The organism is Geofilum sp. OHC36d9, from assembly GCF_052400685.1.
Classification (GTDB): Bacteria; Bacteroidota; Bacteroidia; order Bacteroidales; family Marinilabiliaceae; genus CAZHHH01.
The window spans coordinates 16,191-39,952 of sequence record NZ_JBQTGJ010000022.1; the positions used below are offsets into that span (position 1 = coordinate 16,191).

Here is a 23,762-nt window from a genome sequence, read left to right on the forward strand (position 1 = left end):
GCAAGCTCACATCATTCTTTAACAACAAACCAATTATGAGCATAATACCAAATATATCCTGGAAAAACGTATGGCGCAATAAACCACGCAGCTTAGTCGTGATTGGCGCAATAACGCTGGGAACGGTGGCTGGAGTTTTTGTGGCCGGTATGATGAAAGGCTGGGTTGATCAAAAAATTAATGCCGCAGTATACACCGAATTGGGCCATTTAAAAGTGCAAAACCCCAACTACCTTATTAACGAAGAAATTATTTATAGCCTGCCCAATGTCAAAAAGCTTGACAACTATCTGTCGAAAAACAACGCCGTTAAAGCCTACGTATTTCGCAGCAAAGTGATGGCTATGGCTACCACAGCACGCGGCAATGCCGGCGTGGTGCTAAAAGGAATCGACCCCGAAAAAGAAAAAACAGTCAGCGATTTATTCACCAAACTACTCCCCAACCAGGGAAATTATTTTGAAGCTGAAACACGTTTGCCTGCTGTGTTAATTAGCTTAAAAACAGCCGGGCAATTACGAATCAAAAATTACCGCGTGACGCAGCAGGTAGAAGACAGCTTAACCCGGCTACAGATACCACAAAATATCGTGAGTCAACTCGACAGCATCAAAGACATTCGTTTCATTACCGAAAAAAAATTCGAACGGGCCGTAAGTCAATTGTGGAGCAAAGCAACGATTCAAAAATATGGGCCCAAACTGATGAATACAGCCATGTATATCAATCCCCGGTCGCGTATCACCTTTAGCTTTACCAACACGCAAGGACAACTGACTTATCAGACCTATCGCATTTGTGGCGTATTTAAAACATCCAACACCATGTTCGATCAAAGCAGCGCATTTGTCCGGCAGCGTGATTTGGCACCAGTAGCTGGTCTGGCTACCAATCAATATCATGAAATATCCATCCTTCTTAAGGACAATAAATTACTGGAACCAACCAAAAAAGCCATTGCAACAGCGTTCCCCAATCAAAATGTGATGACATGGAAGGAACTGGCGCCCGATGCCGGAATCATGGCAGACTTCATACAGGTATACTATTACATAATTATGGGAATCATCTTTTTTGCTTTGGCATTTGGCATCATTAACACCATGTTAATGACAGTCCTTGAACGCATTAAAGAATTGGGAATGCTGATGGCCATTGGCATGAAAAAAAGAAAAGTTTTTCAGATGATCATGCTCGAAACGGTATTTCTTACGCTTACCGGAACATTTATCGGTATGTCGCTGGGGGCGTTACTCATAAAAATAACCGGACACACAGGCCTGAACTTTTCGTCGGTGGCCGAGGGATTCGAAGCTGTAGGTTGGGCTGCTGTAATCTATCCATCCATCGAGCCCAGCTTCTTTTTTGGAATAACAATTATGGTTACCATCATTGGCATATTAGCCTCCATAATACCGGCACGCAAAGCGCTTAAAATGAACCCCATTGAAGCGATAAGAATTGAATAACACAATTTTGTTTTCCTATTTCAGTTTTAAGCGATGCTAAAAACACGTAACTAAATTCCATATGGCAAATGATAGACAAATGAAACGAACCATGCGAATTACTTCACACACAAGAGGATGATTAATCCCGGCGAGTTCCATATGACCTTAAAAATCAAATAATAAACAGATGAAAGTTATAGAAATAAGTAACCTGAATAAAATTTACAATGAATCCGAAATTCAGGTGCAGGCGGTAAACAATGTGACAATAAATTTTGAGGAAGGGGAATTTACGGCCATAGTCGGGCCGTCCGGTTCAGGTAAAACAACCTTGTTAAACATGATTGGAGGTTTGGACGAAGCCACGTCGGGAGAAATAAAGATAGCCGGCCATTTGATGAGTTCATTGAAAGGAGCTGCCTTAACCGATTTCCGACTGCACAACATAGGCTTTGTGTTTCAGGCCTACAATCTGATTCCGGTTTTAACAGCCAAAGAAAATACCGAATTTGTGATGCGCTTACAGGGTAAACCGGCTAAAGAATGTGATGCCCGAACCACAGAACTGCTAAAAGCAGTCGGCCTAGGAGAACGCATGAACGCACGACCCGCCAAATTATCGGGCGGACAGCAACAACGCGTTGCAGTGGCCAGAGCTCTGGCCTCCAAACCAAAATTTGTATTGGCCGACGAACCAACAGCCAACCTCGATTCCAAATCCACAGAAACACTACTCGACATCATGGAAAAGCTGAATCGCGAGGAAAATATCACCTTCATATTTAGCACTCACGATGCCCGTGTGGTTAAAAAGGCAAGACGCATTATAACCCTTGAAGATGGTAAAGTATTAAGCGATGTGTTTAAAAATAACCGGGCGTAAAACAGGCACAAAACAGAAGCATTTCAAAAAACAACCATCAAAAGCGATCAATTCGATGAAACGACCGATTTCATTAATCATCCTACTATTTACAGGCATAAACATCATTGCCCAAAATCAACTGGCGGTCGATGGTTATATCTCACAATTGGGATCTTCACAATTCTACCGGGAATCATCAAATGCCACCTGGGACTATGTGTGGCATAACCGCATAAATATGGCGTGGTATCCGTCCGACAAATTCACCCTAAAACTACAATTTCGCAATCAATTTTTATGGGGTCAAACAATGAAAAACACGCCGGGCTATGCCAACCTCTTCAGTGCTGACAAAGGGATGATTGATATGAACTGGAACTGGTTCAACGGTAACAACACCCTTCTAAACACACAAATTGACAGGCTGTATGGCGAATATAATAAAGGGAATCTGGAACTGACCCTGGGCCGTCAACGAATCAACTGGGGGCGCTCATTGGTCTGGAATCCCAATGACATTTTCAATGCGTACTCGTACTACGATTTCGATTATGCCGAGAAACCAGGTTCGGATGCCCTTCGCGCGGTGTATTATACAGGAACTGCCTCGTCGGTTGAATTGGTGACCAAGGTCGACAGCACCCACAACATCACCATTGCTGCATTAACCAAGTTTAACAAATGGGGTTACGACATACAATTTTTAGGCGGCTATGTTAACGGCGAAGATTTTATTTTGGGGACCGGATGGGAAGGCAATATAAACCAATTTTCACTTCGTGGCGAAATATCCTATTATCATCCTAAAAAATCATTTGCCGATACTTCGGGTGTGTGGTTAGGCACAATTGGAACTGATATCAGTGTGAATAACAGTCTCACCATCCAGGCCGAATTTTTGTACAACGATAAACAGACGGTAAGCAATTTAAATCAGTTAATTGCGGCGCCGGCCAATTCAAAAAGCTTATCAATCTCCCAATTCAACCTGTTTGCCAATGTCAATTACGTCATAACACCTATTATATCAGCCTACATGGCAGGTATGTATTACACCGATCAGAAAGGTTTTTTCCTAATGCCGGGATTTGATTTGTCATTAAGCAACAACCTTTATTTTTCCATTATCTACCAATATTTTAATGTAAAAATGCCGCTATCAGACCGGCTGGCCTTAAATATGGCATTTGCCCGACTGAAATGGAATTTTTAAACCATAATACAAAGCAGACTGTAAATTTCATAAAACTATTGACCGTTAATTACAACCGAGGCATCGGGTAGCCCGACCGATTTGGCTGTCACCTTAATGGCTCCCGGATTTCCGCTTTGCGAGCGTACAATGACAAGAGCCAGCCCGTTAAAGGCATGACGTGACAGGGACGAAAAAGCCATCATATCCGTAGGATCGCCATTATCGGTCGCCACAATAATGCCAGGCCCCTCAATACCAAATTCAATCAGATTATTGGTCCGGGGCACCATACGGCCATCATCATCCGACACCTGAACTGTAATAAATGATAAGTCCGTTCCATTGGCCTTTATTATCTGACGATCAGGTAAAAGCTTCAACTGAGCCGGAACGCCAGTAGTTTTTACCATCTCTTCGGCCCATATCTGACCGTTTTTATAGGCAACAGCTTTTAACTCACCAGGCTGATAAATAACGTCGTCCCATCTCAAGCGATACTTACGCGTCTTTTTTTTCTTTCGTCCCAACGACTTTCCATTTAGAAAAAGTTCCACCTCATCACCTGATGTAAATACATGTACCGGGGTGATTTTGCCAATACGCTCGGGCCAGTTCCAATGCGGCAGGATATGAATCATCGGATAATCGGGACGCCACCGCGACTGATACAAATAAAAACGATCTTTTTTAAATCCCGCTAAATCGATGATACCGGTGTACGAACTTCGGGCCGAATAGTAAGGCGTAGGCTCGCCCAGATAATCCCAACCCGTCCAGACAAACTCACCCGCAACGAAAGGATGACTGTCGAGAGATGCAAAAACTTTATCCGCCGAAGCACCGAAATCAACAGCATACAGTTCATAAGAGCTCACCTGACAAATATTGGAGTCACCTCCACTACCCTCTCGTACCGGCGCACTAATGCCATGCGAAACCGGGAACAAATAGATACCACGACTGCTAAAAGCCGATGCTGTTTCAGTACTAAGAATCATTTTGTCAGGAAACTGATGATGAAAATTATCATACTGCGGCTTTGTTCGTATACGATCGGTTTCTTCGAACATCGGATCCTGCCGGATGCCTTCCCCCTGATAGTTGAGTCCGATAATATCAGGCACCTCCGGCAATTTCATATAAGGCTTGGCAAAATTCATAGCTGTAACTGCTGGCCGCGTGTTATCTTCTTCTTTTAACATTTTGTACAAACGGCGTCCAACAGCAGCCCCTTCCGAATCGGTATATTGCTCACCCACTTCGTTGCCAAAGCTCCACATAACAACCGACGGGCAATTACGATCACGCCGCACAAAAGCGCGCAAGTCGGGCTCAGACCATTCAGGAAAAATAAGATGAAAATCATAAGGTGTTTTTTTCTGCTCCCACGAATCAAATATTTCGTCCATCACCAGAAAACCCATTTTATCTGTCAACTCCAGTAATTCGGGCGCTGGCGGATTATGCGACATGCGTATGGCATTGCACCCCATCTCTCTCAAAATTTGTAATTGACGCTCAGCAGCTCTGGTATTAAAGGCAGCACCTATTGCACCCAAATCGTGATGCTGATTAACACCTTTAATGATGATGTGCTCGCCATTAACAAACAGACCACTATCGGGATTAAAGGTTAACGATCGAATGCCAAAACGAGTCTCATAATTGTCAACCGGCACCTTATTTACATATACAACCGTCATCGCCTTATATAAATCAGGTTGCTGTGAAGGCGGCGGTCCCCACAAACATGGATTTTCTATTTTAACACGCCCATCCAGCTTTATATTGTGCCCGGCACTCACAGTCGCCTTCAATAAAGGGACTTCAGTCACTTCCATATCATCATCTATTTTGCCTTCTGCATTAAGACCATAGATGCGTGTTATAACTTCAACGGTCTTTTCTGATTCAGAATCATTGTCAACCTGAACCATAACATTCACAGTAGCCAACGTATCCGACACCTCTTGAGTGGTAATATAAGTTCCATATTGCGCCACATGTACTTTGTTTGTTTTAGTAAGCCAAACATTGCGATAAAGGCCGGCTCCGGGATACCAACGTGCTGAATAATTTGGGTTGTCGAGACGAATAGCGAGCTGGTTCACCCCTCCGGGCACCACATAAGGCGTAAGGTCAAGACGCCATGAATTGTACCCATAAGGCCATCCACCCACCAAATTACCATTCAGCCAGACCATTGCATACGACATAGCGCCATCCACATCCAGAAAAAAGCACTGATCCGCATCTTCCAATGCGATATCCAATTGTCTGCGATACCAGGCCACACCATTGACAGGCAATCGTCCCATGCCACCACTCACCTCCGGATTATTGCCTTTCTGAAAAGGTCCTTGTGCAGCCCAATCATGCGGAAGTGTCACGGATTGCCAGGCACTATCGTCGAAGCCGGGTTGAACAAACGGAAAATCAGCACCGGGATTACCTTCGGGACGCTCATGCCACTCTTCCCTATTACTGATAAACGGGTTGGCCGAAGGAAGAATCCAGGGCTTTAAAACCTTCTTTTTTGTGTCAATCTTTTGCGCCAACGTCGGACGGGCATCGGCCTCTTTAATTGTATTTGCACCATTTACTTCCGGTCGGACATCATACACAAGATCATCCGCCGATTGAGCACTATCATATTTAAAAAATCGCCAGTTCTGGTTAATTGAAATACGTTCGCGCACAACTTCGTCAGATTGAGGAAAGCTGGTGCACCCCACCAACCATATTGATAAAACAACCAACACAGTTCCTTTTAAATAATTGAATAGTTTACACATCATAAAACCAAATGATTATTTGTTATATTATCCAGTGCTTGCAAGATACCGCTCCGGCCCCATAGAACGGCGTTGCTCTCAAATAGATTTCAGTCCCTTCAATTGAGGCAGATTCAATCTCTTTTCCATTATTAAAATTCAATCACCACAGTAGTCACGCTTCTGGCATCCAGATCCAGAGTAATACCACCATTGTTGGCTGCATCAAGTATTATCGCTTCCCGATCCTTTTCCAGAGATGTGGTATAAGCAACCGCCGCCGAAATACCAGTCAAACCAATCAGATTAGCCTGGGGAACGATGCTGTAGGCATCATTAATTATAACCACTACAGTTTTACCGTCACCGGTATAAGCCGTCGCCTTGACTCCTGCAGTTGAATTTTCAACCTCAGCATCAATACGGACATAACCGGGCCGTATAAACTTTGAAAACTGAGAGTAGGCAAAGCCTCGTTTAAGTATTTCGCCCCTCGTCGTCCCTTTTTCACCATCGCCCAAAAATGAATAATACCGTCGAATGTACCACCAGATATAGGCATTCCAGTTGTTGCACATAACAGCATGTATTTCATCAACCATCTGCATCGTTTCATTCCAGATAGTAACCGGATCAGTATATTGGGTCCAAAGTTCAGGATTGTTACCACTGTCGAGATTCAACAAATGTTCGGTCATCCACACTTCCTTTTGCTTTTCAGCCGCCAAAGGATACGGCGCATTACCTGAACCATACAGATGTCCACCAATAATATCAATATTATCAGCAACCACAGCATCATTTAGGATGGCTGTTGTGTAGGCTTGATTGGAATTAAGTGATTCAGCAACCATTAATTTGGCCCCCTGAATCATGTGACCCTGATTTTTAACAAAATTAAACATCTGATTTACAGTGTATTCACAACCTTCGTAAGAGACTTTCCAATCGGGTTCATTTTGTACAGAAACCACATCAACAGTCGCATTTGCATCGGCCATATATTGAATAAAATCATTAATATAAGTTGCAAAATCAGCGTAATGATCTTCGAGAAGGTACCCACCTCCATTCACGCTATTGTTACTCTTCCATTCGGCCGGAGGCGACCATGGACTAGCCAACACCTTAGCGCCATAACTATTGGCCATCGTAACAGTGTTCACCAAACCAGGCCAATCACTTTTGGAAGAAGACAAACGCACTCTGAAAATAGATAATCCGAGCCCTTTATCACCAGTGCCAAAAGCCAATTCCATTTCATTTTGATTGAGGTAGTCGGTGCCCCAAATAGCATTTGCACCTCCAAAACCAGTAATGGATTGATGTATTTTGGATGCATCGAGTGTGATATCAAAAGGCTCCACTTCTTTGGCCAATTGCGACACAACAAATGTGTCGGCCAGACTGCCATCAGGGGAACGAACCACAATTCGTTGCTTATTAACTGAATAGGTGTCGTTATTTTCATACACAAAGCGAACCTCTGTGGTGCGCCCCTCCATCTCCTCATCACCAAAATACGAAGGCGATACTTCGCTTATAAAAGGACTCCCTTCAATAGTCTCGTCAAGGGATACTCTCACTATCGTGAAAGCCCATGAAACACCAATGGTAAATTCACCGGCCTTACTTGACAAACTGGTAGCAGGAATAGTCGTTTCATCAATCGAAAGGGATGGATTCGGATCGACCTCATTGGCATCGTCGGTACAAGACATCGCCATTAAAACGATGAATAGATTTAAACTGAAAAAACAGGCAAAAAACTTTTTTCTCATCTCGTAAAGAATTATTTAATAATTGCCAGATGAAACTCACCGGAAATAATCATCCTCTTGTGTCGGAAACAATTTTTATGGTTCGTTACATTTGTTTAGAACAAAGCTAAGGAGATTACCTCTTTACAAAGAGGAATTTTTTGCTCAAAGAGAGGATATTTCTAATTAAAGTCTGTCTATAAAGTCCAACTTCTGCGTTACGCTTGCTCTCAAAATGGTCATTTACGGGAGTAAACTCACATTTTTCGAGCTGCGCAAGCCTTGAATTTGAACTTTATAGCTCAAACTCCCGACTTTATGGACAGACTCTAATTAGTTTTTGTCTATAAAGTCAACTTCTGCGTTACGCTTGCTCTCAAAACAGTCATTTACGAAAAGTAAACTCCTTGATTTTTATGACTTCGCAAGCCTTGAATTTGAACTTTATAGCTCAAACACTTAAGTTTATGGACAGGCACAAATTAGTCTTTGCAAAAAAGGTAAAACACTGCGTTATTCTCGTTTTTGAAACAGTCATTTACAATTAGTACACTCCTTGGTTTCAAGAAATTAGAAAGCCTTGTCTTTGACAATTTATTATCAAAGACCAAAAAACAAGGGATTTTCTTGAAGGCACTAATTCATGGGGATGAAATAAGGGAATTAACAGATAGCACCAGTGGACGGACAATCAAATATTAAAAAAAACTTTGATGTGGCACAAGAAATAAATCTTTCGGTAGATTTAAATTCTGACGTTATAAGTAAGGATCAACGCATTGTGAAACTAAAAAATAAGGTATCAACAAACAGAACCACAAAAATAAAGGCTTAAACAATACACTTTACAGCTTCAACAACACCCAATTTTTACAAAAAATCTTTTACTCCTCAACATTTTGAATCGACGCCAAATCATCAGCCGGCACACTATGAGCGCTATACCACAAATTTGAACAATTGCAGGGTTTGGGCGCCCGTGAGGTGCTGCGACAGGCGCCTAGCGTAAACAGAAACAAAACAAGTAAAAGCAATAGATATTTTTTAGCCGTCATGATTTCAACGTTTGGCAATAAAACGGCAAAATTAGCAGAATGTTACACTACCGGATATTATTCAAGCAATTAACGTTATAAAAAACTGGATTTCAAACAGTCTATACCCCCATCTACAACCTTAAGCAAACACCCGAACAGCATATTAATAAATAAAAGAAACAGGAACTCAACACAAAATACTTATGGGTGGCGGCATTCCAGTCTCACCAGTTTTATATTTTTAATGCCAAAACAATCGAAAATAATATTTAATCGTAATTTTGAGACCTAAAAAAACAGTTATAATAAACCACCATCGTTAAATATAAATGAATCAAACCACAGAAAGAACGTCAAACGCCCCCATTCAAGATGTAGCCTTAGTGCTTGAAGGTGGCGGGTTTAGAGGTATATATACCGCAGGCGTGCTGGATGCAATGATGCAGCAACAACTCTATTTCGCTTATTTAATAGGCGTTTCGGCCGGTGCGGCTTACAGCGTATCATACATATCGCATCAATACGAACGAAACATAGCTGTTAACCAATATGTAAATGATAAACGATATTGCAGCTGGGGCAACCTTATCAAACGGGGCACTTATTTCAATTGGGAGTTTATGTATCGTACAATTCCTACGCAAATTATCCCATTCGACTATAACTCTTTTTATCAATCATCCTCCCATCTAAAAGTTGTCGTCACAAACACGATTACCGGCAAAGCGGAATACAAAGAACTACGAACCAACCAACCTGACGAATTCCGTGACTGGCTCACAGCCACCTCGTCATTGCCATTTATTGCACAACCCAAACAAATTAACGGTCAGCTCTATATGGATGGCGGTTTAAGCGATTCCATTCCGGTGCAACAAGCCTTAAAAGACGGAAACCAGCGCGCCGTGGTGGTATTGACACGTCCCCTTGGATATCGAAAAAAAATGATGAAAAACAGTTGGATAATAAAACAGTATTATCGTAAATATCCAAAACTGGCAGAATGCATAGTGTCGCGCGCACAAGCGTACAATCATACGCTTGATGAATTAGACCAGCTGGAACAGGCAGGAAAAGTATTTGTTATCCGACCCGCCAATACCCTTGTTGTCTCGCGTCTTGAGAACAACCCCGACAACCTTAAAAGAGTCTATGACGATTCGCTAATACAAATGAAGGAAGTGCTGCCCAAACTAAACAAATGGCTGGCAACCAAAATTTAAAAACAGCACCGTGCTGATCGCCTCACTAATTCTCAAAAATAAATAATGGAATATATAGATAGTAAGACCTTTCACAACATAAATTTTGCAACGACACCGTGCGAAGCTAAAGAATATGAGACCTGTTCGTTTCAGAATTGCGATTTTTCCAATGCCAATATTTCCGGCTGTCTGTTTTCCGACTGTCAGTTTATGGATTGTAATCTCAGCCTGACAAAAATAGACAGAACGGCCTTTCAGGATGTCACCTTTAAAAATTGCAAAATGCTGGGTCTTCACTTCGATAGTTGCAATCAATTTGGTCTTTCCTTATCATTTCACGATTGTCAGCTTAACCACTCCTCCTTCTTTAAACTGAAACTCAAAAAAACGACATTTAATAACTGTCAATTACACGAAGTTGACTTTGTTGAAAGTAATTTAACCAGTGCCCTATTCAGCAACTGTGACCTGATGGGAGCCATGATTGAAAATGCCAATCTCGAAAAAGCAGATTTCACAACCGCCTACAATTTCTACATCAATCCCGATCTTAATAAAATTAAAAAAGCGCGCTTTTCCATCAATGGTTTACCCGGATTACTTGGCAAATATGATATTGTTATCGACCAATAAAAATTTATTTACAAATCATTGGTGTCCGATAAAAATTTAGAAAAATGATTAGAACCCAGCTCCAATGTGCGAGCCAGAGATTTTAGGAGATATTGGGGTTGCTTTCCGCCTCAAGAAATTTCCGTTAAGAAAATCAATTTTATTGTTGTAAAGAAATCCGGGCTGTTTGAGCGAAGCGAGTTGCCGGATTTTAGACAATAAAAATCCAACTCCGGCCTTACGCTTTCAACCTGAACTTCACAGCTACAATATTGATTTACAAACTGGCACTGATGATATCTATTAATTTACCGAAACAAACAAATGGTAAGTTAATATGTCTGGCCCAAAGAACAACCTGAGTATACAAATTCACACAATTAGTATTTGAAAAAAAATTATGACAGGTCGGGTGATTGTTAAACTATTCAATAAAAAAAAAGAAAAGAATAACGTAAAACAAATAACTGAGAAACAGCCATAATAAAGAGATAAAGGTAAAACACTACGTTACGAACAGGCGCAAACGACCTTGGAAATTTCTTAATTTTTTGTACTAACAATACCACGAAACTACAACATAACATTATATTTGCGAACGAACCAATATAAACAAGTTATGTTAAAACAATTTACTTTAATAGTGAGCATACTGTTATTTCATCAATTCGTATTCTCACAAACAGAAAATAGTTTTCCTGATGGCACCCCCTTCAGCACCTGGATTACCAACTCCACAAAAATTCAGCTGAAAGATTTAGGAACTCAGTATACCATCACGGACTTCGGTGTTGTAAACGACAGCACAATCCTTCAGACGAAGGCAATACAGTCTGTCATCGACCGTGCTGCTAAAAATGGCGGTGGCGTCATCATTATCCCCGAAGGGACCTATCTGAGCGGCGCTCTCTATTTCAAGCCCAACACGCATCTGCACATAACCACCAATGGGGTATTAAAAGGCTCTGATAATATAGCCAATTATCCACTTATACCTTCAAGAATGGAAGGACAGAATCTGGACTATTATTCAGCACTCATCAATGCCTATAATGTCGACAACTTCACTATCACAGGCCATGGCACCATCAACGGCAATGGACTAAATTTTTGGAAAGCTTTTTGGCAACGACGGGCCGAAAATCCCAAATGTACCAACCTTGAGGTTTCGCGCCCCCGTCTTGTTTTTGTATGGAGTTCCGACAATGTGCAATTCCAGGATATCCGTGAAATAAATTCAGGTTTCTGGACCAATCATTTTTATCAATGTAACAACATTAAGTTGCTTGATTTACATATCTTTTCGCCAAGTGCTCCAATCAAAGCGCCCAGCACCGATGCCATCGACATCGATGTATGCTCCAATGTATTAATAAAAGGCTGTTATTTATCTGTTAACGATGATGCCATAGCCCTTAAAGGTGGGAAAGGACCTCAGGCCGATAAGGACACATGCAACGGACCTAACACAAACATTTTAATAGAAGATTGCGAATTTGGCTTTTGCCATTCTGCCCTTACCAACGGAAGCGAAGCCATTCACAACAGAAATATTATCATGAGAAACTGCTCCGTTAACGATGCAAAAAGACTACTATGGCTTAAGATGAGACCTGATACGCCCCAGAAATATGAATATATCACCGTGGAGAATATCACCGGACAAACCCACCTTGGAATAGATGTCTTTTCCTGGCGACAATTCTTCGACCTGAAAGGTCACAATGAGATACCTTTATCCTATGCCAATCATATAACCTTAAGAAATCTCAATCTCAAATGTGATACATTTTACGATATCGAAGAAGATCCCAATATAAGGCTCTCTAACTTCACCTTCGAAAATCTTCAGATAGAAACCAAAAACTCGTCCATCAATAAAAAACTCGTTGACGGACTTATTTTGAAAAATGTAATAATCAATAAACAAATGGTCGAATAATCACAGGCACAGACAATTTAAGTGTCGGTGACCAGTTAATTTAAAAGTAACGTTGACTATCGTTCTAATGCTGACCACGGTGCATTCAATCACCAGAGTAGCAATGGAACGATAGTTTGTTTTTAGACTAATTAGTGTTTGTCTATAAAGTCAACTTCTGCGTTACGCTTGTCATAAAAACAATCATTTACGAAAAGTAAACGCCTTGATTTTTATGACTTCGCAAGCCTTAAATTTGAACTTTATATTTCAAACACTTAGTTTATGGACAGACTCTAATTACTCAAAATCCAGTATTTGACATTAATATGTAAGAATAAATTCCGACATTTTTCTGTTCCCTATTGACTTTTACACGCATGATATCTTAAATTTGGATTCAAGACTGATTTATCCTTTTATCTTTAAAATATTCGAATCCAATTGACACACCGCATAAATGATGCTTGCAGGAATACTTTTTTTTAAAATCATAAACAACTAAAAATTATACACAAGCCATGCCAAATACAAAAACGATACAAAAAGAAGAAGAATTCAGACTGACATCAAACAACCTTAAAATAAGATGTATACCCGGAGATGCCCATTTAACAACGAGTCGCATCTATTTAAACAATCAACTGATTAAAAACGGAACTGGCATAGTTGAGGCACAGCCGGATATTCATCAAAATGATGAATTTCTAATTGTAAACACCATTAATAAACCGGGTAATCAGAGCGACTTCGCAAGCATTACTGTTATCTTCGAAAATCAGGGAAGTGAACGCAGTTGGGCCTTTTCGTCTCCCGAACCCGATTATACTGAAGTTATCTATCAGATAAAAATCAAAATAATTTAATCAATAGCATAATAATAGACCAATCAACTTTAACAAAGAAATCGTTCCAAATGAAAAATATTTTACTTTTAGCAGTTTTAATCTTTATTACCAACCAACTTTGTGCACAGCAAATTGAACTGGATGAACTATCTACGCCGTCTACGCCCGCATTTTCAATATTAGATCTGAGTCCAACCAGCATCAGTCGCCCCACGCTGGGAAAAACGTTTCTGATGAGTTTGGCCAACGGCTTAAACAATAACAACATTGTATCGGATGTGGCCATCGAAACAACTCCCTATTGGTGGGTATCGAGGCCCGGACTGACTTATGAAAAATACTACGGGTTAGACACCGTTTCAGCTTCGGATAATATATTCGATCAGATAAGCAGTACATTGTCCCTTTCGTTTGCTACCAGCGATGCCAGTCCGGATATAGATAGCATAGACTCGAGATATCTGGCCGGCGGACTTCGTTTCCAGGTTTTAAAAGGCCAACCTTCGCAAAGCTTTAAAAACGCCTACCATAATTTGTTACAGAACGATCAGCTTTTAATCAGAGAGTCGATAGCCGAGTTAAAACATAGGGTAGATCTAAATATGATAACCACTCTGCAAGCATTAAAAACGGATATTGAAGTAAGTGTGCAGAGCATCATATCAACCAACTCAGCCTACCAAAACCTTACAGCACAAGACGTTGCAGGCTACAAACAAAAGGCCATCACTTACATCCGGAATATTATTGATAAAATGGATGCAACAGAATACGACAAAACAACCATTAGCGACTACTTAGAGAAAGAGAGAGCAACGGTTTCCGAATCTATAAATACAATACTAATGGATATGCAGGGTATGAGCCGCGTTGGCTGGCTGTTGGAATTTGCCGGTGCTGCTTCGTTATATGCCCCAACCAATAAAATTGATTATACGATGGGGCACAATTGGGCAGGCTGGGGAACCCTGACTTATCGTTTTGAGCCCACAAACGGAAATGAAAGAATGACCGATCTGAATTTCATGCTTCGTATTGGTGGTAATTTCCAAAACGCCAGCAGTTATAACACCGATTTTGGCTTAAGCTGGGTATCATCCGGCGATAATTACAGTCTGTCGTTAGAAGGTCTTTTACGCAGCTACCGCTCATATATCGACATAACCGCCATCGACGGGCAAACATACGAGGTTTCGGACACCGACAACACCTGGCGCTTTGCACTGGCCTATCAATACAAATTATCCGACAACATCAATATAACAGTAACAGCCGGCAAAGATTTTGAAAATTCCGCTATTTCGGCCGATGGAATGTTTAGCTTGCTGAATCTCAACTTAACTTTACCGGCAAGTCAAAAAATGCTTGTGAATAATAATTAAAAAATAAATAGTAATTGCAAAAAAAACATGCGTTACTTCAACAAATAATCATTTGGGGACGAGAATAAAGAAAAGTTAAATTTAATATTCAGATGCATAGTAGTAAATTTCTGAAATAAACCGTTACTCGTCAGATTGGCTATACCTTTCAGTATCTGAAGAGTCATCCGATGAGTTTTGAAAGACAAACACCGAAGAAAAAAAACGTTTTTAATCCTCATACCCGCATATTATTAACAAGCAGCACTCATATTTTTTTATCTTTGTTTCAAACAACGTTAATCAGGGCTATATCCATGAAAGCTGCTTTCTTAATATTTCTTTTTTTTTCAATAGCAATCAGTATCCATAGCGAAACCCTAAATAAGGAAAATCATTCCTTATTACAGACGCTGGATAAAGAACTGAAAAACAGAAAAGAATACACACACGAGCGTGAAACAAAAATTGAATATTTAAAAGAATTACTGGCCGAAAGCTCAACGCCGGAAGACGTATTCACCCTTCAGCATAAACTTTATCAGGAATACCAGGCTTTCATCTGTGACTCAGCTATTTATTATCTTGAGAAAAATCTTGAACTGACCCGCCATCTTAACAATGACCAAAGCTACTACGAAACGGCTATTCGACTGGCTCATCTGCTTTCGTCCAGCGGCATGTACAAAGAAGCGGTTGACATACTGGATTCTATTCCTCAAAACAAGTTAACAGCTGATCTTACCGATCAATTGTTAAGCTCCTACGATCATGTTTATGGAGAACTGGCCTTTTATTCGCGATCCAACACTCTCAAAAAAACATACAACTCAATAGCAAAGCAATATAAAGAGAAACTATTTCAAATTTTAGATCCTTCCTCAGATTTATACCTCAGTATGAAAGAGACCCGATTTCGTGATTCTGCGAATATCGACTCAGCCCTGTTTATAAATAACCTCCGACTTAAAAAATTATCGGAAGATGACCCCGGTTTTGCTTTGGTAGCTTTTCACCGTTCGCTGGACTACAATATAAAAAACGAGTATGAACAACGTAAAAAATATCTTATTCTTTCAGCTATTTCCGATACCCGGTCGGCAATAAAAGACAATGCTTCATTAACGCTGTTAGCCAATATTTTATTTGAAGAAGGTGATATCAACAGGGCCTATAACTACATCAGATATTCCATGGAAGATGCCAACTTTTATAATGCAAAACTCCGAAACGTACAAATATCAGAAATACAACCAATTATCGACCGAACCTATAACATCAGAAGCGAATATCGAAAACGACTATTACGGCTATTCCTTTTCATTTCGGTGCTGTTATTCATATTCTCGGTATTATCACTTTGGATTATTTATAAACAAAAACGAAACCTATTAAAGGCACATAGTAATGTACAGCAAATAAATGAACGTCTGAAAACTTTGAATCACGATTTAACAGAAGTCAACACCCGCTTGCAATATACCAACAGCAGCTTAGCCGAATCAAATCATGTAAAAGAAGAGTATATTGGTCTATTCCTTAGCATTTGCTCAACCTACATCGACAAGATGGAAGGCATGCGAAAAATGGTTTCCAAAGAGATAACCCACGGACGGGTAGCCGAACTGCTTTCGTTCAGCAAATCGGGCAACTTTATTGACAACGAACTGCGTGAATTCTATGCCAATTTCGACAATACTTTCCTGCATCTTTACCCTAATTTTGTTGACGCCTTTAACAATTTATTACAGCCAGAAGAACAAATTGAGCTAAAACAGGGAGAATTGCTAAACACCGAACTTCGAATTTTTGCCCTCATTCGACTTGGCATTACCGATAGCTCAAAAATTGCCGGACTGCTAAGGTATTCGGTCAATACTATTTATAACTACCGGGCGAAAATTAAAAACAAAGCGAAAATCTCCCGCAATGATTTTGAAAAGCAAGTGCAAGCTATCGACTCCACATTGTACTAACCGTCCTGATCCGGCATGTATATCAACAAAACATCTTCTCAAATCACCACCTCTCATCCACTTTTTTCGACGCCATATTAAACCATAAATATCTTTAAATAAAGAACTTAAATCACTACTACGATTTAAAATATCCACTATTTTACCCATCCGAATTGGCACTGCCATAGTGTGTCTTTACTTTTGAATTGTTTGTTAACAGACTTTAACTTCTGTTACCATGAAACAGAAACAGTGCTTGCACAAAAAATGAGCATAAGAAAGTTTCATTTTGAGGCTTTAGAAACGTGAAAATGTAAGTTTTCTGCTGTTTTTAAAGGCATGGGTAATGAAAAAAACAACATTTTCGTGCTGACACTCACTAAGTCTGTTAGTTAACGAAACAAAACAGGAGTAAACAATTGCGAATACAGGTAAAATGGATAAATAAATCATCAAAAAACAAAATTTATGAGAAAAGGAATTGCAATGCTAAACCAAATGAGCTTTGCCCTGATTATCCTGATAATTTTTTTCGCATCGGGCACAAGGGCCCTGGCACAAGAGATTTCAGTAACAGGCAAAGTAACTGATGCTGCCGGAGAACCCCTTCCTGGCGTAAGTGTTATCATAAAAGGCACAACACAAGGAACAGCTACGTCGTTAGAAGGGACATACAATCTGAAGGTTCCGGCCGACGGCACCCTTGTATTTTCATCTCTGGGAATGCGCACCGCAGAAATGCCTATTAACAATCAATCGGTGATTGATATCGTGTTAACTGATAACATAGAGTTGCTTGACGAATTAGTCGTAATAGGTTACGGATCCGTAAAAAAGAAAGATGTGACCACAGCCATTTCTTCTGTTTCAACCAAAGATCTGGATCAAAGACCGGTCAATTTAGTATCACAAGCCATACAGGGACGCGCAGCCGGGGTATCTGTAACACAACCCAATGGTGAACCCGGTGCTGGCATGGTCATCAGGGTCAGGGGTACCACTTCTTTCAACGGTAGTAACGACCCTCTTTATGTGGTTGATGGAGTACCCATGACCGACATTGCCTTTCTTTCAGCCAACGACATCGAAAGCATCCAAATTCTTAAAGACGCTTCATCGGCTGCTATTTATGGCTCAAGAGCAGCCAACGGGGTCGTCATGATCACAACCAAAACAGGCGCCACGGACAAAGCACGTGTGACTTTCAATGCACATACCGGCATTACCCGTCTGTCCAACAAAATTGAATCACTCAACGTAGACGAATACCGCGAGTTGTTGGAAGACATGGGCTCAACCATTACCCTGCCCGACAACCTGACCGATCAAACAGACTGGTATGATGAGACTTACCAGACAGCCAGAACCGAGAATTACCAATTATCGATATCCAACGGTAACGATAAAATGAAATACTACCTCTCAGGCGGCTACAATCATGAGGATGGCATTATCAGCGTCGCCTTCTTCGAACGCTATAATTTTAAGGCCAACATTGAAAACCAAATTAAACCATGGTTGAATATAGGAGCCAATATTACCTATTCCGATTATTCGTCAAACGGTATTATTTCAGGTCAAGGAGCCAATCGGGCCGGTGTGGTTTTATCGGTGATTAACACCCCAACCTACGCCCCGATATGGGATGCAGAAAACCCCGGCCAGTATTACAATAACTTTTATGGCGCCAATATCACACACCCGGTTGAAAATATGTCGCGTAGCGAAGATAACAAAAACAGCAACAGCCGTTTGGTTGCCACCGGTAAAGCGGAAATCACATTTCTGCCCGACTTAAAATTTAAATCGACGGTGACACTCGATCGCAGTTACACAAACTCCGTCTCATTCCTCGATCCTGTTAAAACCTCCTGGGGCCGGAGCCAATATGGCGAAGCCAGCGACAACCGCTCATTAGGTACCGTGATGATATACGATAACATACTGACCTTCAACAAAACAGTAAAACAACACCAATTTGATATTATGGCCGGAACTTCCGGCACGACTTCCCAATGGTCGCAAAGCTACCAAACAGCCACCCATTTTATTGATGGAAGCATAAAAACGCTTAACGCCGCCAACAAAGTTTCGCAAAGTAATGGCACAACCGCTTCCAACTGGACCATTATGTCGTATGTAGGAAGAATAGGATACAATTACGCCGGGAAATATTTATTGACGGCCAATATGCGGGCCGATGGCTCATCAAAACTACATCCCGACCATCGCTGGGGTTATTTTCCCTCAGCCTCGGCTGCCTGGCGTATTTCCTCCGAAGATTTCATGGCCGGCTTAAATTGGCTCGACGACCTAAAATTACGGGGTGGCTGGGGACAAACCGGGAACCAGTCGGGACTGGGCGATTATTCATACCTGGAACGCTACGGTATAACCCGTCAGAACTGGTGGGAAACGGGAAAAGAAAACGCAACTGTTATTTTGTATCAAAACAATCTACGAAATACAGATCTCTCCTGGGAAACAACTACCCAAACCAATATTGGTCTGGACATGACGATTCTTAACAGCCGGTTAAATTTAGGAATGGACTGGTATTATAAAAAAACCACGGATATGCTTATGACAGTGACACTACCTTCGGGTGCCGCTGCCGCTAATTCCATCAGTCGCAATGAGGGCGAAATGACCAACACAGGTTTTGAATTCATGATCGACTCTCACAACCTAACCGGTCAGCTGAGCTGGGATACAAACTTCAACATTTCGTTCAACCGCAACGAATTAAGCAGCCTTGAACTCACAAAAATATACTATGACGCCCGCACCAGCGACAATCTGAACGAATATGTGGTGCGCAACGAACCCGGACGTCCACTGGGTGGGTTCTATGGCTATATTAGCGACGGTGTAGATCCCGAAACCGGGGAACTAATGTATCGCGACACCAACAATGACAAACTGGTTTCCAGTTCGGACCGAACCTACATTGGCGATCCAAATCCCGATTTCACATTCGGCCTGACCAACACATTTACGTACAAAAACCTATCGCTCAACATTTTTCTTCAAGGCAGTTATGGCAATGACATCTTCAACGCCTCACGAATTGAAACAGAAGGAATGTACGATGCCAAAAACCAATCGCGCAATGTATTAAACCGATGGCGAATTCCAGGACAAATTACAGATATGCCAAAAGCCGGTTACGACATGAAAGTATCTTCCTATTTTGTTGAAGATGGAAGTTACCTGCGGGTTAAAAATGTTTCGCTCTCCTACAATTTCAAAGGTAATTTATTGGACAGATGGGGCATTAACCGTCTGCAACCCTATTTCACGGCAACGAACCTCATCACCTTCACCAATTACTCGGGGATGGATCCCGAAGTGAATCAGTGGGGCAACAGTGGGGCTGTACAGGGCATTGACTGGGGTACTTATCCGCAAACCAAGTCGTTTGTTTTGGGTGTAAATGTTGAATTTTAATACGATAGCATTATGAAATATATAAATATGATCAAGTTTATGACCGTAGTCATGGTATTATTCATGGCAACAGCCTGCTCACTCGACGAAGATCCTGTTTCTGAATTTTCAGAAGTCATACTGGGATCCTCCGGCGACTCGGGCGATCGCATTAAATACAAAACCCGCGCTGAAATAAGCTCTGCTTATGAAAGTCTGTACACTACGCTTAAAGACCGACAGGAACACTGGTATCTCGACTATTTATTACTGACCGAGACACATGCTGATAATGCCTATGCCGGCACGACAGGTTCTGAAGTTATCCCTGTTGAAAACAATTCCATCGATGGCGGCAACAGTGTGATTACACGCGACTGGGATCGTTATCTGGATGATATTGCCGGGGCGAATGCCATCATCTGTAATATTGACTCGGTGCCCGACGCCTCATTTTCACAAACCGAACGCCAACAATGGAAAGCCGAAGCCAAGATATTCAGAGCCATGATGATGTTCGACATGGTTCGCTTTTGGGGAAATATTCCTGTCATCACCGAAGAAGCAGGCGACATCACAGCAGATAACATCGAAACGGTTTACCCCCTGTACTTTCCTACACAAAAAAGTCCTGAGGAAGCCTATGCCCAGATCATTGCCGATCTCACCACGGCCATTCCGTATGCTCCCGCGAACAACGCTTCCGACAAAACCCGACTGAGCAAGTCAGTCGCACGCGCCTTGCTAGCCAAAGTGTATGCCGAAAAAACGGTGCAGGACTACAGCAAGGTCATTGCATACTGCGATTCGGTGATTAAAGATGGTTTTACGCTGGTAGATGATTACTCTGATCTCTTTGGCATGAATGACGAAGGAACAGACGCCAAAGTACGCAACAGCTCTGAATCCATTCTCGAAATTCAATACTTTTCGGGCGGTGGTAATTGGGTTACATGGATGTTTGGCCGCGATTTGCTCAACTATGATTCCAATTTCACCTGGGCAAAATGGGTGACGCCTTCACGCGATCTGATTTCGGCTTTCGATGCCCAAGGCGACACACAGCGAAAAAACGAATCTATTGTGTTTTATGCCACCAGCTGGAGTAACTATTACCCGTCAGACAGCTACGCTTTTATGTACAAATGCAGATCAGCCAACAGCAGCATAATAAAACTGCGTTTAGCAGACATATTGCTTCTTAAAGCAGAAGCTCTGGCATGGCAAGGTGGCGCAACCAATCTGGACGAGGCTGCTGGCATTGTAAACCAAATACGCAATAGAGCTGGTCTGGAAGCGCTGTCCGAAAACGTAAAAACGTCGCAGGAAGCCATGATTGACGCGGTGTTGAATGAGCGACGCCTGGAGTTGGCTTTTGAAGGCCAACGCTGGTTCGACCTTATCCGAAACAATAAGTTGCAGGAAGTCATGAATACACTGAATAATCGCGACAGTGGCAGATTAACGCAATTACGATCATTCAGTGAGACATCGGAACTGCTGCCAATTCCACAAACGGTTCTCGACAATAATTCCAATCTGGTACAAAACCCGGGTTACTAAAATTCATAAAAAACAAGTAAACGGCGTCATTTTGGCCCGGCAAACAACTAATAAATCCATTATTAGTTGAGATAGAAAAATTAACCAGTTATTAGCGGGACAAGGGCGTTCCGGAAAGCATTCGCGAACCGGAACGCCACACCCCAAAAAACATAAAAATTCAATGAAATTAAAAAACATATACTGGCTACTGGCCTTCAACTTTTTCATCACTGCCTGCGGAACATCAGCCTGCGACTCCAGTGAAAAAGATTCCACTGATCCGGGTATCAATGATGAAGATACCGACGTATCTGTACTGGTAACAACCAACAACCGATCGTTGGATTTGGCCGTTTATGGCACCGCATTCAGCACCACCTCTAACATGTCGCCATACACCATCACGCTTCAACCAAAAACATCATACCAGCAAATGGATGGTTTTGGCGCTGCCCTCACCGGCTCTTCATGCTACAATCTGATGCAAATGAGTGCCGCCGATCGCACCAGTTTCCTGACTCAAACTTTTTCGAACGACAAAGGGTATGGATTTAGCTACGTAAGGATTTCTATCGGTTGTTCTGATTTTTCGCTAAGTGAATACACTTGTTGCGATGAACCCGGCATCGAAAATTTTGCATTACAAAATGAAGAGATAAATTATATTATTCCTGTATTAAAAGAAGTTCTGGAGATCAATCCCGACCTCAAAATACTGGGATCGCCATGGACCTCTCCGCGCTGGATGAAAGTGAATAATCTGAATGACCTTCAGGCACTCAATTCATGGACCAGCGGACAGCTAAACCCGGCTTATTATTCAGATTACGCCCTTTATTTTGTAAAATGGATACAAGCATTCGCCGGGCATGGCATTCATATAGACGCGGTCACACCACAAAATGAACCTCTCAACCGCGGCAATTCCGCTTCTCTCTTTATGGGATGGGATGAACAACGCGATTTTATCAAAGTACTGGGTGCTGCCATTCACCAGGCCGGCCTCGACACTAGGATATACGCCTTCGACCACAACTACAATTACGATAACATGGCCGATCAAAATGATTACCCTGTTAAAATTTACAACGATGCCGATGCCGCGCAATACCTGGCCGGAGCCGCCTATCATAACTATGGAGGCGACAAAAGCGAATTACTTGACATTCACGAAAAAGCCCCCGATAAAGCATTGATTTTCACAGAAACATCAATTGGGACATGGAATAACGGGCATGACCTTTCGCAACGATTGATGGACGACATGGCCGAAGTTGCGCTTGGCTCCATTAACAATTGGTGTGAAGCCGTAATTGTTTGGAATCTTATGCTCGACTCCAATCGTGGGCCAAACCGTGATGGCGGCTGTCAGACCTGCTACGGTGCCGTTGATATCAGCTCTTCCAACTATAAAAGCATCACCCGAAACTCTCATTATTACATCATAGCACATCTTTCAGCAGTGATAAAACCCGGTGCCGTTAGAATTGGCACCACAGGGTATACGGTTCAGGGATTAACCTACTCAGCCTTTAAAAACACCGACGGGACTTATGCTTTTGTAGTACTCAACAATCAGGATACAACCCAATCTTTAACCTTAAACGACGGTATTAATCATTTTTCATACGAAATTCCCGCCAAAGCGGTGGCTTCATTCAGATGGTAAGAAAATAAGTTTTAAAAACAACAAATCATTTTGTCAATGAAGCAACCACATAGTAGAATTCGCAGCCGGGTGCGACTATTATAATGCAAAGTTTCATCCGGTAACGAACAATACAAATAATATCTGATGAAA

Annotated in this window: 15 protein-coding genes; 12 read left to right on the plus strand and 3 right to left on the minus strand. The window is 41.7% G+C overall.

The genetic code is table 11. The features are described from left to right. Nucleotides 1-35: 35 nt before the first annotated feature. From ACT3CD_RS15335 to ACT3CD_RS15345, 3 genes are all read left to right on the plus strand, one after another. Nucleotides 36-1,469 (plus strand): ABC transporter permease, encoded by a 1,434-nt coding sequence (locus ACT3CD_RS15335; RefSeq protein WP_444646533.1) that lies wholly within the window; start codon nt 36-38, stop codon nt 1,467-1,469. A 169-nt stretch (nt 1,470-1,638) separates the two neighbouring features. Beyond that, entirely contained in the window at nt 1,639-2,334 is a 696-nt protein-coding gene (locus ACT3CD_RS15340; protein WP_444646534.1) for an ABC transporter ATP-binding protein, read from the plus strand. Nucleotides 2,335-2,389: 55 nt separating this feature from the next. Then, a complete protein-coding gene (locus ACT3CD_RS15345; protein WP_444646535.1) occupies nt 2,390-3,529 on the plus strand; it encodes a DUF1302 family protein in 1,140 nt (379 codons plus the stop codon). A gap of 35 nt (nt 3,530-3,564) precedes the next feature. Here the strand turns inward: ACT3CD_RS15345 and galB are convergent, their stop codons facing one another. The 3 genes from galB to ACT3CD_RS15360 all read right to left on the minus strand — a co-directional run bounded on the left by galB (nt 3,565) and on the right by ACT3CD_RS15360 (nt 9,100). Beyond that, the gene (gene galB / locus ACT3CD_RS15350) at nt 3,565-6,309 is read right to left on the minus strand and encodes a beta-galactosidase GalB (RefSeq protein ID WP_444646536.1); all 2,745 of its coding nucleotides are present in this window, start codon (nt 6,307-6,309) and stop codon (nt 3,565-3,567) included. A gap of 128 nt (nt 6,310-6,437) precedes the next feature. After that, nucleotides 6,438-8,066: a glycoside hydrolase gene (locus ACT3CD_RS15355; protein WP_444646537.1), complete on the minus strand. Its 1,629-nt coding sequence runs from the start codon at nt 8,064-8,066 to the stop codon at nt 6,438-6,440. Between the two features lie 863 nt (nt 8,067-8,929). Continuing rightward, nucleotides 8,930-9,100 carry a hypothetical protein gene (locus ACT3CD_RS15360; protein WP_444646538.1) on the minus strand — a complete coding sequence of 57 codons (171 nt, stop codon included), beginning with the start codon at nt 9,098-9,100 and terminating at the stop codon, nt 8,930-8,932. Between the two features lie 311 nt (nt 9,101-9,411). Here ACT3CD_RS15360 and ACT3CD_RS15365 point away from each other — a divergent pair, with 311 nt between their 5' ends. The 9 genes from ACT3CD_RS15365 to ACT3CD_RS15405 all read left to right on the plus strand — a co-directional run bounded on the left by ACT3CD_RS15365 (nt 9,412) and on the right by ACT3CD_RS15405 (nt 23,630). Then, nucleotides 9,412-10,305 carry a patatin-like phospholipase family protein gene (locus ACT3CD_RS15365; RefSeq protein ID WP_444646539.1) on the plus strand — a complete coding sequence of 298 codons (894 nt, stop codon included), beginning with the start codon at nt 9,412-9,414 and terminating at the stop codon, nt 10,303-10,305. A gap of 45 nt (nt 10,306-10,350) precedes the next feature. Beyond that, nucleotides 10,351-10,920, plus strand: a complete 570-nt coding sequence (locus ACT3CD_RS15370; protein WP_444646540.1) for a pentapeptide repeat-containing protein — start codon at nt 10,351-10,353, stop codon at nt 10,918-10,920. Between the two features lie 598 nt (nt 10,921-11,518). Further along, on the plus strand, nt 11,519-12,841 hold the full coding sequence (locus ACT3CD_RS15375) for a rhamnogalacturonidase (RefSeq protein ID WP_444646541.1): 1,323 nt from the start codon (nt 11,519-11,521) through the stop codon (nt 12,839-12,841). A gap of 500 nt (nt 12,842-13,341) precedes the next feature. Further along, complete coding sequence (locus tag ACT3CD_RS15380) at nt 13,342-13,686, plus strand: hypothetical protein (protein ID WP_444646542.1); 345 nt, start codon at nt 13,342-13,344, stop codon at nt 13,684-13,686. A gap of 50 nt (nt 13,687-13,736) precedes the next feature. After that, nucleotides 13,737-15,050 (plus strand): hypothetical protein, encoded by a 1,314-nt coding sequence (locus ACT3CD_RS15385; protein WP_444646543.1) that lies wholly within the window; start codon nt 13,737-13,739, stop codon nt 15,048-15,050. A 296-nt stretch (nt 15,051-15,346) separates the two neighbouring features. Next, nucleotides 15,347-17,005 (plus strand): DUF6377 domain-containing protein, encoded by a 1,659-nt coding sequence (locus tag ACT3CD_RS15390; RefSeq protein ID WP_444646544.1) that lies wholly within the window; start codon nt 15,347-15,349, stop codon nt 17,003-17,005. 450 nt (nt 17,006-17,455) lie between these two features. Beyond that, nucleotides 17,456-20,437 carry a SusC/RagA family TonB-linked outer membrane protein gene (locus ACT3CD_RS15395; protein WP_444646545.1) on the plus strand — a complete coding sequence of 994 codons (2,982 nt, stop codon included), beginning with the start codon at nt 17,456-17,458 and terminating at the stop codon, nt 20,435-20,437. 12 nt (nt 20,438-20,449) lie between these two features. Further along, nucleotides 20,450-21,979 carry a RagB/SusD family nutrient uptake outer membrane protein gene (locus ACT3CD_RS15400; protein WP_444646546.1) on the plus strand — a complete coding sequence of 510 codons (1,530 nt, stop codon included), beginning with the start codon at nt 20,450-20,452 and terminating at the stop codon, nt 21,977-21,979. Nucleotides 21,980-22,142: 163 nt separating this feature from the next. Next, nucleotides 22,143-23,630, plus strand: a complete 1,488-nt coding sequence (locus ACT3CD_RS15405; RefSeq protein ID WP_444646547.1) for a glycoside hydrolase family 30 protein — start codon at nt 22,143-22,145, stop codon at nt 23,628-23,630. Nucleotides 23,631-23,762 lie beyond the last annotated feature (132 nt).

Coding starts and splice junctions, on each gene's coding strand:
- ACT3CD_RS15335 (WP_444646533.1), top strand. CDS start 36: ATGAGCATAATACCAAATATATCCTGGAAAAACGTATGGCGCAATAAA.
- ACT3CD_RS15340 (WP_444646534.1), top strand. CDS start 1,639: ATGAAAGTTATAGAAATAAGTAACCTGAATAAAATTTACAATGAATCC.
- ACT3CD_RS15345 (WP_444646535.1), top strand. CDS start 2,390: ATGAAACGACCGATTTCATTAATCATCCTACTATTTACAGGCATAAAC.
- galB (WP_444646536.1), bottom strand. CDS start 6,309: ATGATGTGTAAACTATTCAATTATTTAAAAGGAACTGTGTTGGTTGTT.
- ACT3CD_RS15355 (WP_444646537.1), bottom strand. CDS start 8,066: ATGAGAAAAAAGTTTTTTGCCTGTTTTTTCAGTTTAAATCTATTCATC.
- ACT3CD_RS15360 (WP_444646538.1), bottom strand. CDS start 9,100: ATGACGGCTAAAAAATATCTATTGCTTTTACTTGTTTTGTTTCTGTTT.
- ACT3CD_RS15365 (WP_444646539.1), top strand. CDS start 9,412: ATGAATCAAACCACAGAAAGAACGTCAAACGCCCCCATTCAAGATGTA.
- ACT3CD_RS15370 (WP_444646540.1), top strand. CDS start 10,351: ATGGAATATATAGATAGTAAGACCTTTCACAACATAAATTTTGCAACG.
- ACT3CD_RS15375 (WP_444646541.1), top strand. CDS start 11,519: ATGTTAAAACAATTTACTTTAATAGTGAGCATACTGTTATTTCATCAA.
- ACT3CD_RS15380 (WP_444646542.1), top strand. CDS start 13,342: ATGCCAAATACAAAAACGATACAAAAAGAAGAAGAATTCAGACTGACA.
- ACT3CD_RS15385 (WP_444646543.1), top strand. CDS start 13,737: ATGAAAAATATTTTACTTTTAGCAGTTTTAATCTTTATTACCAACCAA.
- ACT3CD_RS15390 (WP_444646544.1), top strand. CDS start 15,347: ATGAAAGCTGCTTTCTTAATATTTCTTTTTTTTTCAATAGCAATCAGT.
- ACT3CD_RS15395 (WP_444646545.1), top strand. CDS start 17,456: ATGAGAAAAGGAATTGCAATGCTAAACCAAATGAGCTTTGCCCTGATT.
- ACT3CD_RS15400 (WP_444646546.1), top strand. CDS start 20,450: ATGAAATATATAAATATGATCAAGTTTATGACCGTAGTCATGGTATTA.
- ACT3CD_RS15405 (WP_444646547.1), top strand. CDS start 22,143: ATGAAATTAAAAAACATATACTGGCTACTGGCCTTCAACTTTTTCATC.